General features: G+C 49.1%; 10 protein-coding genes. 7 read left to right on the plus strand and 3 right to left on the minus strand.

Annotated features, from left to right (window positions below; all coding sequences use genetic code 11):
• Nucleotides 1-32 precede the first annotated feature (32 nt).
• Nucleotides 33-2,732, plus strand: coding sequence for a hypothetical protein (locus ACO6V5_RS03175; RefSeq protein WP_422413381.1), 2,700 nt, complete (start codon nucleotides 33-35; stop codon nucleotides 2,730-2,732).
• Nucleotides 2,733-2,824: 92 nt separating this feature from the next.
• Nucleotides 2,825-5,569 (plus strand): hypothetical protein, encoded by a 2,745-nt coding sequence (locus ACO6V5_RS03180; protein WP_422413379.1) that lies wholly within the window; start codon nucleotides 2,825-2,827, stop codon nucleotides 5,567-5,569.
• Here ACO6V5_RS03180 and ACO6V5_RS03185 read toward each other — a convergent pair.
• On the minus strand, nucleotides 5,562-9,545 hold the full coding sequence (locus ACO6V5_RS03185; protein ID WP_422441883.1) for a hypothetical protein: 3,984 nt from the start codon (nucleotides 9,543-9,545) through the stop codon (nucleotides 5,562-5,564). The two genes, ACO6V5_RS03180 and ACO6V5_RS03185, sit on opposite strands and share 8 nt — an antisense overlap.
• A 154-nt stretch (nucleotides 9,546-9,699) precedes the next feature.
• On the opposite strand from ACO6V5_RS03185, the gene ACO6V5_RS03190 reads away from it, so the two are divergent.
• A complete protein-coding gene (locus ACO6V5_RS03190; protein WP_422134368.1) occupies nucleotides 9,700-10,776 on the plus strand; it encodes a quinone-dependent dihydroorotate dehydrogenase in 1,077 nt (358 codons plus the stop codon).
• 117 nt (nucleotides 10,777-10,893) lie between these two features.
• On the opposite strand, the gene rmf is transcribed toward ACO6V5_RS03190, so the two are convergent.
• Entirely contained in the window at nucleotides 10,894-11,106 is a 213-nt protein-coding gene (gene rmf, locus ACO6V5_RS03195) for a ribosome modulation factor (protein WP_257281103.1), read from the minus strand.
• Nucleotides 11,107-11,378: 272 nt separating this feature from the next.
• Between rmf and rlmKL the strand changes: the two genes are divergently transcribed.
• From rlmKL to ACO6V5_RS03215, 4 genes are all read left to right on the plus strand, one after another.
• Nucleotides 11,379-13,565 (plus strand): bifunctional 23S rRNA (guanine(2069)-N(7))-methyltransferase RlmK/23S rRNA (guanine(2445)-N(2))-methyltransferase RlmL, encoded by a 2,187-nt coding sequence (rlmKL, locus tag ACO6V5_RS03200; protein ID WP_422410266.1) that lies wholly within the window; start codon nucleotides 11,379-11,381, stop codon nucleotides 13,563-13,565.
• Between the two features lie 1,072 nt (nucleotides 13,566-14,637).
• On the plus strand, nucleotides 14,638-14,907 hold the full coding sequence (locus tag ACO6V5_RS03205; protein ID WP_422410268.1) for a hypothetical protein: 270 nt from the start codon (nucleotides 14,638-14,640) through the stop codon (nucleotides 14,905-14,907).
• A gap of 77 nt (nucleotides 14,908-14,984) precedes the next feature.
• Nucleotides 14,985-15,206, plus strand: coding sequence for a hypothetical protein (locus ACO6V5_RS03210; RefSeq protein ID WP_422410270.1), 222 nt, complete (start codon nucleotides 14,985-14,987; stop codon nucleotides 15,204-15,206).
• A complete protein-coding gene (locus ACO6V5_RS03215) occupies nucleotides 15,206-15,523 on the plus strand; it encodes a hypothetical protein (RefSeq protein ID WP_422410313.1) in 318 nt (105 codons plus the stop codon). Before ACO6V5_RS03210 ends, ACO6V5_RS03215 begins: the two co-directional genes overlap by 1 nt.
• A gap of 349 nt (nucleotides 15,524-15,872) precedes the next feature.
• On the opposite strand, the gene ACO6V5_RS03220 is transcribed toward ACO6V5_RS03215, so the two are convergent.
• Entirely contained in the window at nucleotides 15,873-16,244 is a 372-nt protein-coding gene (locus ACO6V5_RS03220; RefSeq protein ID WP_422134364.1) for a hypothetical protein, read from the minus strand.
• Nucleotides 16,245-16,287 lie beyond the last annotated feature (43 nt).

Here is a 16,287-nt window from a genome sequence, read left to right on the forward strand (position 1 = left end):
GACCAGGATCGGGTTCTCAGTTCGCTGATTTAATGAAAAATGTCTCAGAGCTTGAGGCGATTCATAAAAAAGGAGGAGTGGGCCGGATTGAAGTGACTGAATGTCCTGAGACAACAGAGCAGGGCTCTTTGACGACTTTCAGAGGGAGAAAGGTTGTCAAGGTTAAACCCCGTAAGAACCTGTTCAAAAGGCTGCTTGACTTTTTTACTCTCAGAAAGTCAGTAAGAGAGATCAGAGCCATACAAAAAAGAGATGCCGAGGCTGTGTTGCACGACCAGGTCTTGATGGCGCTTCGTGACAAACATCTGGATACACAGGATAGAAACCGTCTTATCAATGCTGTTGCCACTGGTGTTATCCCCGGGTTCAGCCAAGAGGAGAGGCAAGGGATGAGAGAAAAAACTCTCAGCCACCTCGAAAGCCTCAACGTGTTTCAGGGACCTGAATCCATAGGAATGATGCTCAATGAGGCAGAAGACGGAGTAAAAGCCTTTCCAAAACTGATTGACACCATTTCGTCCGTCTCTCTCTATGATGCCCGCGAGGCTATTAAAGGTTATTACACGACTTTGCTCCTTGCCCCTGAGCGAATACCGGTTAACAGCAGACTGCATCAGGATATTGCCAAGCTGGAAGAGCATTTTAAAGTTACCCGCCAGTTAGATGGCTTTCGGCATTTGGTCAATGAGGTCATTGAGGAGGTTATACACTCTTTGCCTGAACGCCTGTCAGACGATGAATATTCGCAGTTATTGGCTAACTGGAGTCACTTTCCTGATACAAACCGTGACAGGGCCCTGGCTAGAGTTATCGATAAAACGTTCACTAATGTCACCCGCAAAGAACCTTCTATTCACGGCCACCCACGAGAGTTGGTGCAGGAGAAAACTGCTCGCTTTATTGACGCAATGCGCCGTGATCCTGAACTCGAATCGCGATTCGGTCTTGACAGGATTCAGCAGTTGATCATGCAGTTAGCTCAAGATAAAGCTCAGGTGACAGCGGAGCTGGAGCGTTTGAGTGATGAAGTAACCCGGTTAGATGTAGAAGCCATCAGAGAACGCTTGAAAGCTGGTGAGGCGTTGACCAGAGAAGAAAGAGAGCTGATAGCGGAATCAAGACGTGTACTGCTGGATATTCAGTTGACGGCGGGCAGGCGGTGGGACATGGCAATGCTCCTGCAGCCTGACATCTGGATAGCTCAGGAGGAGGAACACGAAAAACTATTGAAGATTCAGGAAATCGGTACTCTGAGGGGAGAAGAGGTTGATCTGGCGCAGCTCGACTGGCTGATCAGGCAGCATGATGAGGCCAGAACTCATCCTCGGGTAGCTATTGAAGGAGCCGGCCCCGCAGGGCTGACGTTGGCCTTGTCACAGTTCGAAGCCGGTGCCAATGTTGCCATCTTTGAGAAGAGAAGTACTGAATACGACAGAGTTCAGGTGGTCAGGCTGGACCCCAAATGGTTGGATATGCTGAAGTTTTATCTGGGTGAGCATTATTACGAGCTTTTTGGTGCAGGTGAAGAAAGCAAGGGCATCATTCGTCCCGATGGCTTTGGCGAGATAACCATTCATCGCTTGGAGGAAGCATTACACGACCGACTGACTGAGCTGATGGGCAGGAATTATGATAAGACCAGTGAGACTGACCAGCCTCTCAGTCTGGAAAGAATGGCTGCCTATGAGCTTGAAGAGGTAGAGTCGGGGGAGGAGGGTTTCAAAGTCAGGGCTCGTTATAATCCCGAATATGATGTGGCGCAACAGGGCAGGGCAAAAGATCACACTCCGGAGGAAGCGGTCAAGTATCGGCCTGTAGATATACTGATCTGTGCTGGAGGTAAAAACACCCAGCTGCGAGGCAAGTTCATGGAGGACAAAGTGCTTGTCCGTGCCGAGCCTTACGGTGTCTGTAGCTGGGAAGGTAAAAAAGGTGCAGAGTTACCCAGCCAGAAGCTGGACAGGTTTCAGGATTTCAGGGAGATGGTGGTTTTTGACAAGGAATTTCATGAGCACTTCAGGGAGAGCCTTTCCAAAGAGCTGCTTCTTTTATCAGAACCTGCTGACTCAATAAAGGGTGTCGTCGACCCTAAGGATCTGCTGGAGCTTGAGTTCAAGACTATGAATCGGGTTATGCAGACTCGCTGTTTTGAGAACAAGAATCTGGTTTACATTGGCATGGAGTTGCCAAAGTCCTTTGGTCAGTATTGTAAAAAACTGGAGGGGAAAATTAAGCGGAATCTGTCGGTCAGTGTGACTCCGGGATCGGGTATTATTAATCCGGAAGAGGCTAATAAACAGGCTGAGAAAAAAGCCAGAGAGGCTGTCAAGGCAGTTCAAAAAGCCTGGTTCCAGGCGGTTGCCCATTATTACGGAATCGACGACTCCAGATCACTGGGCGCTACATCGGACAAAATCAATCACAAGTTTGCTTCGGCCTTTTCGGTGCAGCAACACAGGGTTGAGAAAAGTGTTGTAACCAGGCAGGCAGACGGACATGAATTAACAGTAACAGTAGCCGGTGATGCCGCAGTCAGCCCTCATTTTATGAGTTACAGTGGGCTGACCGGAGCCAGAGAACATGTTTTGCAATTGCAGGAATTTACCCAAAAAACGGCCAATGATGTCAATCCTTCTGATAGGTTGCTGCACCGGGAAGAGCTTGAGCAAAGGCAGCGGAGAACCGCTGACTTTGTGATTCAGCGAGGCAAAGCGTTCCTGGGTCGCAACTGAAGACCTGATTTTGACGGTTGCATTGATCAATAACGGAATTATTTGTTCATCGTTGTATTTGTTTAATCACTCAGGCAGGGAGGCCTGTAACTATGAGCGTTGGAGGTGCAGGTGGACGAACGCTAGCGAGTTCTCAGTACGCTGATTTAATGGACAATGTTGGGAAGCTTGAGACGTTTTGCAGACAACGAAAAACAGCCCGGCTTGAAGTGATTAGCGAGTCGGGGGCACCAGGGCAGGACACTTCCGCTAGTTTCAGGGGGAGAAAGGTCATCAGTGTCAAACCCCGTGGAAACCTCTTCAAAAGGCTGATTGCCTTTTTTTCTCCTACTCGCAGCGCAAAAGCGCAAAGGGCCCGTGAGCGTGAAGCAAAGGTTTTGTTGCATGACCAGGTGATGAAGGCTATTGAAGGCGGGGAGCTTAGTAAACAGGACAGAAAACGTCTGGTAGATGATGTGTCTGGTGGGGTTATTCCGGGTTTCAGCCGTTCGGAAAGAGAAAGCATACGGGGTAGAATTCTCCACGCTGTTTTGAGGTCTGAGAACATAAACACGATGCTCAGTGAGGCGGAAGAGGGAATAAAATCCCTGCCAGCACTGATCGACAAGATTCCAGCGGTATCTCTACACGATGCTCGTGAGGCCGTTAAAGGCATCTATAAGGCTTCACTCCTCAAACCAGGTCGAATATCGAATGACAGCAAGCTGCAGCAGGATCTTGGCAGGTTGGAGCGGCATTTTGCTGGTAGCGCTCAATCAGGGGATTTTCGGTGTCTGGTCGAAGAGGTGATTCGGGAAACGCTTCATTCGTTGCCCGAACGGCTGTCACAGGATGAGTATGACGATTTATTGTCTATCTGGGGTGAGGAATCAAATAGTTTTATAATTCCAGACCATGAGTTGCCCCTCCGCACAGTGGTAAAACAAATATTTTTGAGTGCTGCAAGCGCAGAGTCTTCCATTCACAGCGACCCACGAAATTTAGTACTGGAAAAAGACTACCGTCTTATTCAAGACCTGAAGCGTTATCCGAAACTGAAAATTGAAGTCAATCGTCGCAGCGAATTTTCTTATCTGAAGCGACAGTTATCTGCGGATAAAGCCAAGGTGAGAAAAGCATTGAATCAACTGAGTGCTGAAGTCACCAGGTTAGATGTAGATAACATCAGAGAACGCCTGAAAGCCGGTGAAAACCTGACCAAAGAAGAGGGGCAGCTGATAGCAGAATCACGACGAGCACTGTTGGATATCCAGTTGACAGCGGGCAGACGATGGGAACTGAGTATACTCTCGCAGCCTGAACAATGGCCAGGTCAGCAGGACACTCTCACCAAGCTGTTAAAGATTCAGGAAATCGGCACTTTGAGGGGGCAGGAGATTGATCTGGCGCAGCTCGACTGGTTGATTAAGCAGCATGATGATGCCAGAACTCACCCCCGGGTAGCGATTGAAGGCGCGGGTCCCACCGGGTTGGCTCTGGCCTTGTCACAATTTGAAGCCGGTGCCGATGTTTCCGTCTTTGATAACAGAAGTACTGAATACGACAAGGGTCAGGTGGTCAGGCTGGATCTCAAATGGATGGATATGCTGAAGTTTTATCTGGGTGAGCACTACTATGAGCTCTTTGGTGAAGGTGAGGAAAGCAAGGGCATTGTTCGTTCCGATGGTCTTGGCGAGATAGCGATTCAGCATCTGGAAGAAGTCTTGCAGGATCGACTGAACGAGTTGAGGCAAAGGAATAATCAAACCCATGAGGGTGACGGGCCTGCCAGTCTGGAAAGGATGACTGCTTTTGAGCTGGAGGGCGTTGAGTCGGGAGAGCAGGGCTACAAGGTCAGAGCACGTTATAACCCTGCTTATGACGCGGCGCAACAGGCCGGGGCAAAGCATGACACCCTTGAGGAAGCGGTTGTGCACCGACCTGTGGATATGATCATTTGTGCCAGCGGGAAAAATAGCCGGCTCGGAAACAAGTTCCTGAAGGATGGCATGGGCAACTATGGCAGGTCATACACTGCCTGCAGCTGGGAAGGTAAACAGGGTGAGGAATTACCCAACCAGAAGCTGAATACCTTTCAGGATTTCAGGAAGACGGTGGTCTTCAACAAAGATTTTCATCAGCACTTCAAGGAACAGCTTTACCAGGAGTTGCAGATGTTAAAAGAGTCTGATGACACCATAAGGAACGTCGTCTTCCGAAAGGACCTGGAAGAATTGGAGCGCCGGACACTGGATCAGGGTATGCAGACCCGCTGTTTAGAGAGCAAGAATCTGGTTTACATTGGTATGGAGTTGCCAGATCCCTTAAATCAGTATTGTCACAAACTGAAGCGAGACATCAGGGATCAGTTACTGAAGAGTTCGACTTCAGGATCGGGTCCCGGCAATTCAGAAGAGGCTTATCAACGGGCTACAAAAAAAGCCCTGGAGAGTGTCAAAAAGGTGGTTCACAAAGCCTGGTTGCAGGCGGTTGCCCACTATCATGGAATTGATCAGTCCGGGTCAATAGGGGCTACATCGGACAAAATCAATCACCAGTTTACTTCAGTCTTGTTTGCGCGGCATCAACGGCGCGAGCAAAATTTTGCGATCAGTGAAGCCCATGGACACCAGTTGGCGGTGACGGCAGCTGGTGAAACTGCAGTCGGTGATCATTTCATGCTTGACAGTGGACTGAGCGGTGCCAGAGAAAATGTTCTGAGTCTGCAGGACTTTACCCATAAAACGGCCAAACATACCGATCCCTTTGATCCAGACTTGCATCGGGCAGAGCTTGAAACCAGGCACCGCAGAATCACTGACGATGTCAGTGAGCACGCCCGGGTATTTCTCAGGTGAAGGCCCGGGTTGATTCTCCGGGCAGGGCAATAACAGCCTGATCAATAATCAGAGCCTGCTCTTCTTCGGTCATATTCCGAAAATCAGGGTTCTCTTTCAGTTGCTGTCGGAAACGGGCAACCCTGAGCCTTTCAACGTCTTGCATGGTCCGACCCTGATCTTCCAGCCGGTTGGCCAGTGCTGTACTCATCTGTTTAAGGTTGACTTTTCGACCCTTGCCAAAGTCGTCCTCAACGCTTTTTGCGGCCGTGTGAACCGCCAGCTGCAGTCGCTCCAGCGCCGCCGATGAAATGTCCTTCTCCAGACGATCATACAGCTGACTCATGACATGGTTTTTGATGGTCAGCAGGTCATCACGACTGAGAGATCGGTGCGAAACACTACCATCCTCGTCTAAAACCCTTTTGACCGGTCTGCCAAGAGCAGCCATTTTCAGCAAATAGTGACCCCTTATCGTTTGCCTCAAAGTGTCTTCCAGAGTCTTCTCAATGGCTGGCAGGGTGGTGCCGGGGGTGGGGGTACCGCAATGGCGGTTGATGGCCAGAGGAATCTCCAGTAATTGATCCTGAATGTAATAACCAATGCCACGGCTGATCTCCGGAGGATGAAGCCCCAATTCCCTGAGTTTTCTTCTGAAGGTGTTAAAGGCTTTGTGATCTTTGGTCAGGGTATCGATCCTGTCTTTATAGCTTTGGAGGATCATCAGGGCTTTCTGGTTTTTCAGAATGCTTTCTGCCAGTTCTTTCCTGGAGTCAGCTAATTCGCTGACTTCCATTTCCACCCCGGCGTTAACGCTATCAACCAGATGTTTGTCCTCTTCGGTTTGACACCATGGCTGCCAGTAAGTATTGGCTACTTCGGCGGTGATGGTTTCCCGCAGGTATTGCTTGAACGAGCTCTGGGCGGTCATTTTAGCCATCATCCGTTTTGATGATTCCATGCAATGCGCTTCAATACGGGCTCTTTCATCGGAGCCTTCCGGCAACAGCATCTGGTAATAGTGAAGGCCGTCTTTGTACGTATAAACCAGGGCTTCGACATGATCCAGAGAGTTAGATAGTCGACTGATGACGCTGCCGACAGTCAATGTCGTGACAATCAGTTCGAAGCTGGAGGCGACTATGGGCCATAATGCCGCACTCAGAAGGCTCCCGTAGAAAGCGCCACCAGCTACCAGAGCTCCGGTTGTGACTGAGCCACCCAGAACGACCAGGCATTTGGCACCTTCAGCGGCGAGCCGACTAAAGGCTCCGGCTTCCTTTTTGTTGTAGGCATGGATCGCTTCTGTCAGTCGGTTGTAACGGACTCGAAAGGGGTTGAAGTAGATGTTACAGAAGCTTTTGGCCAGACCGCCCTCTTTAGAAACGCCTCTGGCAATCTGTGCCAGCTGATCCGTGGGGCTGGATGTGTTGGCAAAGGCTGGTCCATAGTTGATCAAACGATTCAGGACTCGAACCTGACGACCATCCAGTTGATTGACGCCTTCACGGATCGCAACGGCTCCCGTTGCATGAGTTGTTGCGGTAGCAACCGCTCCAGCCAGTCCGCCAACGGTCCAGCCCATTACGCCACCTGCGGGTCCGGCAAGCAGGGCGCCTGCTGTCAGTCCGAGAAGATTACCCAGTCTGGAACCTGCCGTATGATTGGCAAGGTCGGCAAAGAAGTTCAGGGCGATAGAGCCTTTCAGGGCCAGGTCTGATACCTGCAGCAGAAATTGGAACCGTTTTAACAATGCCGCCTGTTCAGGGTGGTTGGCATAGCTGTCTGTAGGGTCGAATGTTTCATTAACGGCTTTATCTCCTGCAAAGCAGGAGGCTGCTGATTCAGCCGACATTCTTGCCTGAAGTTGTGAAACCAGTCCTGAATTGCCGGCGCCCACCAGTATTTTTAACTGCTCAATAGTCTGGACAGAGTCTCCGACCAGACGACGGAACATTCGTGGATGACTCTGGGCGATTGCCACTACGCCCGAAAGTGTCTCACAGGCCTGCTTTTCCAACTCTGTGTAACTGCCTTGTACTCCGGTCAGTACACTCCAGGCACTGCCTTTACCGCTATACCAGTCCTGAAGCGTGGTCGCGGTGGGCTGCACAATATTGGACACTCGGTTAATAATACCAGTGGTAGAACCCGGAATGGCCTCGCAGGTTTTCAGAAGCTCTTCACTGAACGAGTAGCCAACGGCTTTCAGATCTTTAAGGTGCTGAAGTTCGGCCAGTTTGTCATCAAAGGATTTTCTATGAGGCCAGATGATCTGATACCCCACCGCCATCATCGCTTCTTCGCCCGAATTGACGGGCCTGACCGGGGCAGTTTCCTGCAGTGCCTGATCCATCACTTTCAGTAGTTGCAGGTTTTCCTGATAATCACCGGAACTCATAACGGGAGGCATTTGAGGGTGTTCTATCAAGGCTCTGGTCTCTGCCATCAACTGCTCTTCCTGAGCCAGCCTGAGGTCATGATGTTTCTGCTGATAAGCGACTATAGATGAGTAGCTTGGGTTTTTATGATAAGCCTGCAGGTGATCACTGTATTGCTGGATGGCGTGATACAGCTTTATTTCTGCATCGTCCTTATGCCTGCAGTTATTCAGCTTGTGCATGAGATGCCGGGTGGCAGGGGGCTTGAGCATAAAGATCCGTTCTGAAACTGGAATTTCCAGCTCCAGTTTCATAAAACGAACCAGTTGAATGGCGTGATGGAAATGCTCTAACTGTGTCAGCATGTCAGCAGGTATTTCCTCATGCTTTTCCATCGCCAGCATATGGCCAACCTGCTGCTCTGTTTCATTCAGCTCGTCGATGGAGAGTTCCGATAACTCTATCGACATTAAGTGTTGGTAGCGCTGTTCGAAGTAGAGCTTTCGGCATTCCATTTCCAGAAAGTCCTGAACCTCTTTATGATCGGGGTTTTCAATGAAGTCCGTCAGTTTTTCGGGCGTGCAGGGCATCTCGGCAAGGCACTTGAGACGGTTTGATAATAACTGCAGTTGCTGACGACTTTGCCACTGTCCGGAGCGCATCTTGTTTCGTGCTTCATTAATATCAGCGCTGCAACGATCCAGCAGCAGTTCGTGAACAACTTGTGGTATTTTCCAAATCATTGTTCCGGTTAACTGTGAGCGGTTGTTCCAGTCACCGGGTGGTGGAAAATAGAGTCCCTTCAGGGCTTTTTGAGCGTTCATTTTTTTCAAGGTTCCGGCAGCTGGGTTGGCGCCGGCATTCTCTGGTTTGAAGGGGTCGGTCTTTACCTTTTGCACGAAGCACTCTTGAAGCCCAAGGTAAAAAGGTGTCTTGCCATGCTGTGTTTCAAATTCAAGTAACTTTTCAAGCAGAGCATGGTAATCATGAGCTGCTAACAGGTCGAATAAAGCCTCCAGCTGCTTTCTGGCTTCCGGTCTGCTGGAAGTGATGCCCCACCAGTTTTTTTCTATGTCCTCAGCCAGTGCCAGCAATCTCTGTTGTAACAGGGCAAAACCGCTTTGCGGGCACTCATCCAGAATCCGTTCGAGAATGCCATAGGGATGCAACATAGAGATGATTTCAGCAGCCATACCTTCTTGTCTGAACCTGTCCAGCAAGTCGGGATACTCACGAATCAGGGTTTCCCGGTCGTGAGCCGAGAATTGCCAGTGATCCTTTTGGGGGATGGGAGGGGGATTTGCAGTTTCCGCCATTCTGGTATCGTAATCTTTCATCCAGTCCGGGTTGTCGTCGGCATCCTCAAAGACTTCATTCTCGTCATCAATATCAGGCGCAGAAATGGACGTTTTTCCGATGAATGCGGTGGGGTTAGATTGAGTGACCTGGTGTTCAGAGAGAGGTCTGGAGAAAGGTATAGCATTGCTTCCGGCCTCCTGACGGGGAATATAGGTTCCTGCATCCGCCAGAGGGTTCTGCGCAGGGCTCAGGCAAGAGTGAGGCTTGTCTGGGCAACCTGTGCTTTTTGGAACACTTCCCATCAATACTTCTAACATATCTGGCCTCCTGCCAATATCAGTTAAATGGGTCCCTTATTAAGTAAGACCCTCGGAATGGCAGAAAATTTCCATTTTGGTCAGAATAACTGTCCGTCTTGTTAGTGCCAGTCAATTCGGAATTATAAAAAACCCTGCGACACTGGTTTTCAAAATGAAGCTGCGTATAATTTCGCAGGTTTATCTACATTATCCGGGGCTTTTCATGTACCAACTGGGCCGAAAGTTGTTATTTTGTCTCTCTGCTGAAAATGCACACGATGTGGCACTAGAGATGATAGGTGCGGGCCAGCGGCTTGGCCTGACCGGTGCTTTTGTGCCATCTGTGCCTTCCCGTCCCAGGGAAGTTATGGGGCTGACCTTTGAAAACCCTGTCGGCCTGGCAGCAGGTCTTGATAAAAATGCAGATTGCATTGATGGTCTGGGCAGTCTGGGTTTTGGTCATATTGAGCTGGGCACCGTGACACCCCGCCCTCAACCCGGCAATCCAAAGCCCCGGTGCTTCCGGATTCCAGAGCGTCAGGCGCTGATCAATCGTATGGGGTTCAACAACAAAGGGGTTGATCACCTGGTTGAAAATGTCCGCAGGTGTCATTACCAGGGCATCATTGGCATTAACATCGGTAAAAACTTTGATACTCCAGTAGAAAACGCTGAAAGTGATTATCTGACTTGCCTGCGAAAAGTGTATCCCCATGCCAGCTACATCACGGTTAATCTCTCATCCCCTAACACTCCGGGGCTGCGTAAATTGCAGTTTGGTGATGCCCTGAAAAGTCTGCTGGATGCCCTGAAAAAAGAGCAGGCTTTATTGACCGACAAATACGGTCGCAGGGTTCCGGTAGCGATCAAAATTGCACCGGACATGAATGAAGATGAAATTGCTGACATCGCCCGTGAACTGGTTTCCTATGAGATGGACGGGGTTATAGCGACCAATACCACCTTGTCGAGGGATGCTGTTGAGGGTTTGGCCAACGCCGATGAACAGGGTGGGCTCAGTGGTGCGCCGTTAAGCGATCGCTCGACAGAAGTGATTAAACTCTTGTCTTGCGAACTGTCCGGAAAACTGCCTGTTATTGGTGTGGGCGGTGTCATGGATGCCAGAACCGCAGCGGACAAGATCAAAGCAGGGGCCAGCCTGGTTCAGCTCTATTCAGGTTTCATTTACAGAGGTCCTTCCCTGATTCGTGAAGCGGCAGAGGCCGTTTATTCTTGTGATCATGGTTGAAACACTTTTAAGCAGGCTCTGACTCAGGGATATGCTTCTGCGTTCATGTGGTTGTTGCACGAGATGAAAGAAGCCCCGGAGATCCGGGGCTTATATGGGCTTTAACAATAGGGTAACTTATAGAAAGGAGGCATTACTGGCCCGTTGCAGGCCGGAAATGCCAATCAAGCCATCCCAGTTGTCTACGCGACCCTCGCGCCAGCCCGTTAGCCAGGCTTGGCGAAGTTGGGGGTCCGTATGTGGGCAGATATCCTTCGAACGTCCAGACGCACCTGTCCGATATCCTTTGGTAAAGGCTCTGTCTGTCATATCCCTTTTTTGTCTTTTCATCATGTGGTACTGCCTCTTGCTGATTCGTTTATCAATGCCTCCCTGGCACCCTGTTACAGCACTTGGAAAATTCCCTGATCCGGCCTGTTGTGATAACTCCGGAAGCCCACCAGGTTATATGCAAGTTACATGCAACGAGGGAACTGGGAAAAAACCAGAGAGCAAACGTACAGGGAAAGTCTACGGTTTAATTTCTAACGAAGTTTGAACAGGCTGTCGAGAAATCAATCCTAATAAGTATTGAGTTTTTAAATTTTTTTGGAATATAAGTTATGAATACGCCTCTTACAGAGCGTTCTCTGGAACTCTTCGCCAGCTGCCCCAAGGGGCTGGAAATTCTGCTGGCCAGAGAGTTGACGGATCTGGGTGCTGAATCTGTCCGGGAAACTGTCGCTGGTGTGAGTTTCAAGGGCAGTCTTGAGGTTGCTTATCGCAGTTGTCTCTGGTCCAGACTGGCAAGCCGGATTTTACTGCGGCTGGGTGAGATCCGATCCGAGAATAAAGACAGCCTGTATCAGGGTGTCAGAACGTTTGAGTGGGATGATCATCTCGACAACCAGAGCAGTTTTCGGGTCGACTTCAACGGCTCCACGCCAGATATTAATCACACCCGATTCGGTGCCCAGGTCGTTAAAGACGCCATCGTTGACCAGTTAAGAGATGACCATGGCTGGCGGCCCTCTGTCAATGCCACTAACCCCGATATAAGAGTCAATGTTCATGCCAGGGGAAAAACAGCGTTTGTGTCGATTGACCTGTCAGGTCAGAGTTTGCATCAACGGGGCTATCGTCAGGAATCAGGTGAAGCGCCTCTGAAGGAAAATCTGGCAGCGGCCATTCTGATAAGGGCTGGCTGGCCTGAAATGGCGGCACAGGGCAAACCGTTAATGGACCCCATGTGCGGCGCCGGTACTCTGTTAATAGAAGGTGCCATGATGGCGGCTGATATTGCCCCCGGTCTGCTCCGGACCCGTTTCGGTTTTGACCGTTGGATGGGGCATGTGCCAAAGGTGTGGGTGAACGTGCTGGAGGAAGCCAGGGAGCGTCGGCAACAGGGGCTGGCTACCCTGAGTTCGGATATTACTGGCTTTGAAGGTCTGGGTTCTGTTGCTCATCGTGCCAAATCCAACCTGGAAAGGGTAGGGCTGTCGAAAAGGGTCAGGATACGACAGCAGGAGCTCAAGGATTTGGCGATGGATTCTGACGTAGATGCCGGATTGGTGGTTTGTAATCCTCCCTACGGTGAACGTATGGGCGATGAAGCCAGTCTGGTCTACCTTTACAAACATCTGGGTGAAAAACTGAAGGAGCATTGCCCGGGTTGGCAAGCAGGCATATTCACTGGTACGCCCAGTCTGGTGAAAAATCTCGGAATGGGGCCAAGAAAGAGTTATTCACTCTTTAACGGTGCACTGCCCTGTAAGCTCTTTCTTTATGATATTCGCAGCCGTGAAGCGAGAGAGGCCGTTGCAGAAAAACAGGAACGGAATCAACCAGAGGCCAGAACGGTTACCTATATTTCTGAAGGGGCTAACATGTTTGCCAATCGTTTGAAGAAGAATTTCAGACAGATGAGCAAATGGGCCAGAAAAAACAACATTGACTGTTATCGCCTCTATGATGCCGACATGCCGGAATACGCTGTAGCGGTAGATGTGTATCGTGATTGGGTGCATGTTCAGGAGTATGCAGCGCCTAAATCCATCAACGAAGAAAAAGCTCAGGAGCGGTTAATCGAAGCTCTGGCAGTGACGCCTGAGGTGCTGAATATACCGGATGAAAATATTGTCCTCAAACGACGTGAGCGGCAATCAGGTTCCAGTCAATATGTAAGACAAGACGAACAGAAACAGATGATGGAAGTTGAAGAGGGCGGATGTCGTTTATTGGTTAATCTGCATGATTATCTGGATACGGGTCTGTTTCTGGATCACCGACTGATGAGAATGAGACTGCAGAAAGAAGCGGCGGGCAAACGTTTCCTCAACCTGTTCTGTTATACCGCCACAGCAACCGTTCATGCCGCCATGGGGGGAGCCGTGTCTTCTACCAGTGTGGATCTTTCCAATACCTATCTCGACTGGGGTAAAAAGAATCTGGCCCTGAACGGTCTGAGCGAGCGGCGTCACCGAATGGAGCGGGAAGATTGCCTGAAATGGCTGGAAAAAGATATCAGCGAGTATGATCTGATTTTTATGGACCCTCCCACCTTCTCCAACTCCAGAAAGCTAAAAGATGTTTTTGATGTTCAGAGAGACCATTTCAGGTTAATTGAACTGGCAGTAAAGAGGCTGAGCAAGGGCGGTGTTCTCTATTTCTCAAACAATTTTAGAAAATTCAAACTGGATGAGCGTGTTGAGTCAGAATTTGTTGTCGAAGAGATCACCCGTCAAACCATTGATCGTGATTTTCAACGCCGAAAAGGTATTCATCGAAGCTGGAAGATTATGAAAAAGTAAATCGCACTGATATTTGGCAAAAACGCCGTGATCCCACAGTTTGCCTGAGATGGTTGGTAAAGGATATCAGTGAGTATGAGCTGATTTTTATGGACCTCCCCGCTTTTTCCAACTCTAGAAAACTTAAAGGTGTTTTTGATATTCAGGAAGATCATTTCAGGTTAATCAGGTGGTAGTAAATCAGAGCTATAATTTCCGGTACGATGCAGACGACAACAGGGTATGAGGCTTCATACCCTGACTGCCTGGTTAACTCATCAGTAGGTGAGAAGTATGAAGCTGATTTCCAGACTGGCAGGGTCAACGATTCTTGCGCTCGCGTTCGGAAGTGTTCACGCACTGGACAGGTATATTTACTTTATAAGAAATTATGATTCCGATCATAGCGTGTCCTACTCTTTCAGGGCTGGGTCAGACAGTTCTTGCATGTACGGGGTATATAATCCGAAGACTGACTCAATGCCACCCGATTACTTAAACATCAGCAAACTTGGCCTCCATTATAAGAATGTCATACTTACAGAATGTTCCACTGGCGATAAACCGCGATATCAGGATATCGTCATATCCCGGGACACCCCGCCCAAGGCAACCGCTGTCGTTAGGTGGCATATGCCAGCATGTGATGACAGCACATGTGAACCCTATGCCAAGACGAAATCTGATCCTGCCAACCTATTAAAGTGTCCCTTTGACCATTACGGACATAGCACTGATGTAATGCTCGTTGTGGGTCAGAATATGGCCGGTTCAGGTGGCAGTTGCAGGCACGACAATTTTCGTGAATGACATTGGAAGAGGTCACTCGTCAACTCATCAGTAGGAGAGAAGTATGAAGCTGATTTCCAGACTAGCAGGGTCAATGATTCTTGCACTTGCGTTCGGAAGTGTTCACGCACTGGATCAATTTATTTATTTTATAAGAAATTATGATTCCGATCATAGCGCGTCCTACTCTTTCAGGGCTGGGTCAGACAGTCATTGCATGTACGGGGTATATAATCCGAAGACTGACTCAATGCCTCCCCATTACTTAAACATCAGCAAACTTGGCCTACATTATAAGAGTGACGTGCGTACAGAATGTTACAAAAGTGAAAAACCGCGATATCAGGATATCGTCGTATCCCGGGATACCCCTCCCAAGGCAACCGCAGTCGTTAGATGGTATATGCCAACCTGTGACGGATGTGGACCCTATGCTGAGAAGAGATCTGATCCTGCCAACCTGGTAAAGTGTCCCTTTGATTATTACGGAGATACCATTGATGTAATGGGCGTTGTAGGTCAGGATGTGCCCGGTTCAGGTGGCAGTTGCAGGCACGACAATTTTCGGGAATGACAGCGTAACAGTTTATGGTTGACTTATAACTGAGGGCTCTCTGAAGGTGGTGTTCTCTGTTCTTCAAACCATTGATTTTGATTTTCAACGCCAAAGATGTGTTCGTCGAAGCGAGAAGATTATGTAAAAAGTCATCGGTAAAAGCCATCAGTATGCCAGCCAAGTATGCTATGGGTATGGCCCTGACATCAGGGAGCTTTTTTCTGATTCCTCTGGCTTCCCTGTTTGCCAGCGCTAAGGGGTTGGTTGCTTCTGGATTGTTGGTACTTATCCGGCTCAGGCGCTGGGGGAGCTTCTGATTAGTGGTCTTGGCCTGGCGATGGTGGCTCAGCTGGTGCCTGAGCGTATGCATGGTTTTATTATGGGGGCCTGGTTTCTGACGACTTCTGCAGCCTCTGCAGTGGCTGGTTATGTGGCGAGTTTGACCGCTGTTGATTCCGTTCAGTCGGCGACCGCACTGGTTACTCTGCCGATTTACAGCCATTTCTTCGAAGTTATGGGTGTGATTTCAGCAGTGGTTGCCCTGATCATGTTTCTGACGACACCTAAACTGAACAGGTTGATGAATCCGGTAGAAAAAAGTCAGGAGAAATTGGCAACGGCCAGATTGTTCTGACATTTTAGTGTTATGAAAAGGGGGCTGTTTAGGTGGAGTGCGGAAGATATTGTTGATCATTACCAAAGTTTTAGACAAACCTATTTTTCAATGAAAAGGAGAATAAAAAAGAAGCTTTGTTCTACAGTGCCATGATAAGACTGGTGATAAGTCTTCGATAACTGCTGAAGATAGTCAAAAAATTGTGTAAAACGATAGTGCATGATTATTGCTATCCATCTGGAAAGATTGATAAACCCACAAGATAAAAGCCAGACGAAATTGGCAATAGCCTGATTATGAAGACCTTTTGGTGTTATAAAAAGACGACTGTTTAAACACGGTCGCCTTTTTTGGTGGTTTGCTCTGCTCAGGGCTGTCTGACAGCCGAATCAGTGGCAACAGCGGTTGGCTCGGCTTTTTGGAAGTTGGGGTGAACAACTGCTCGCAGAACGGTTTTATCTTCAAAATATATGGTCATGTCCTGGTACTTCCACTTGGTAATTGCGGGTTTTCCAACCGTTTCAGATATTTCAGGTGCTCCCAGACGATCCTTGACGGACTCCATGCTTTGACCTCTTTCCGGCAACAGAACTGTACTGCGAAGTTCAGCCGACTGACTGCCAACGGGCACCGCAATGGTGTCACCGGTTTCTGCTGCAAAAGCATTCTGGTTGAAACTGACAAGACCCAATAAGGTCATGGATAGGGCTAATGACGGTATTGATAACAGATGTTTCATGACAGGCATACTTTCTCGCTACTTTCTTATTCTCATGGGTTGG

It is taken from the genome of Endozoicomonas sp. ALD068 (genome assembly GCF_049310145.1).
Lineage (GTDB): Bacteria > Pseudomonadota > Gammaproteobacteria > Pseudomonadales > Endozoicomonadaceae > Endozoicomonas_A.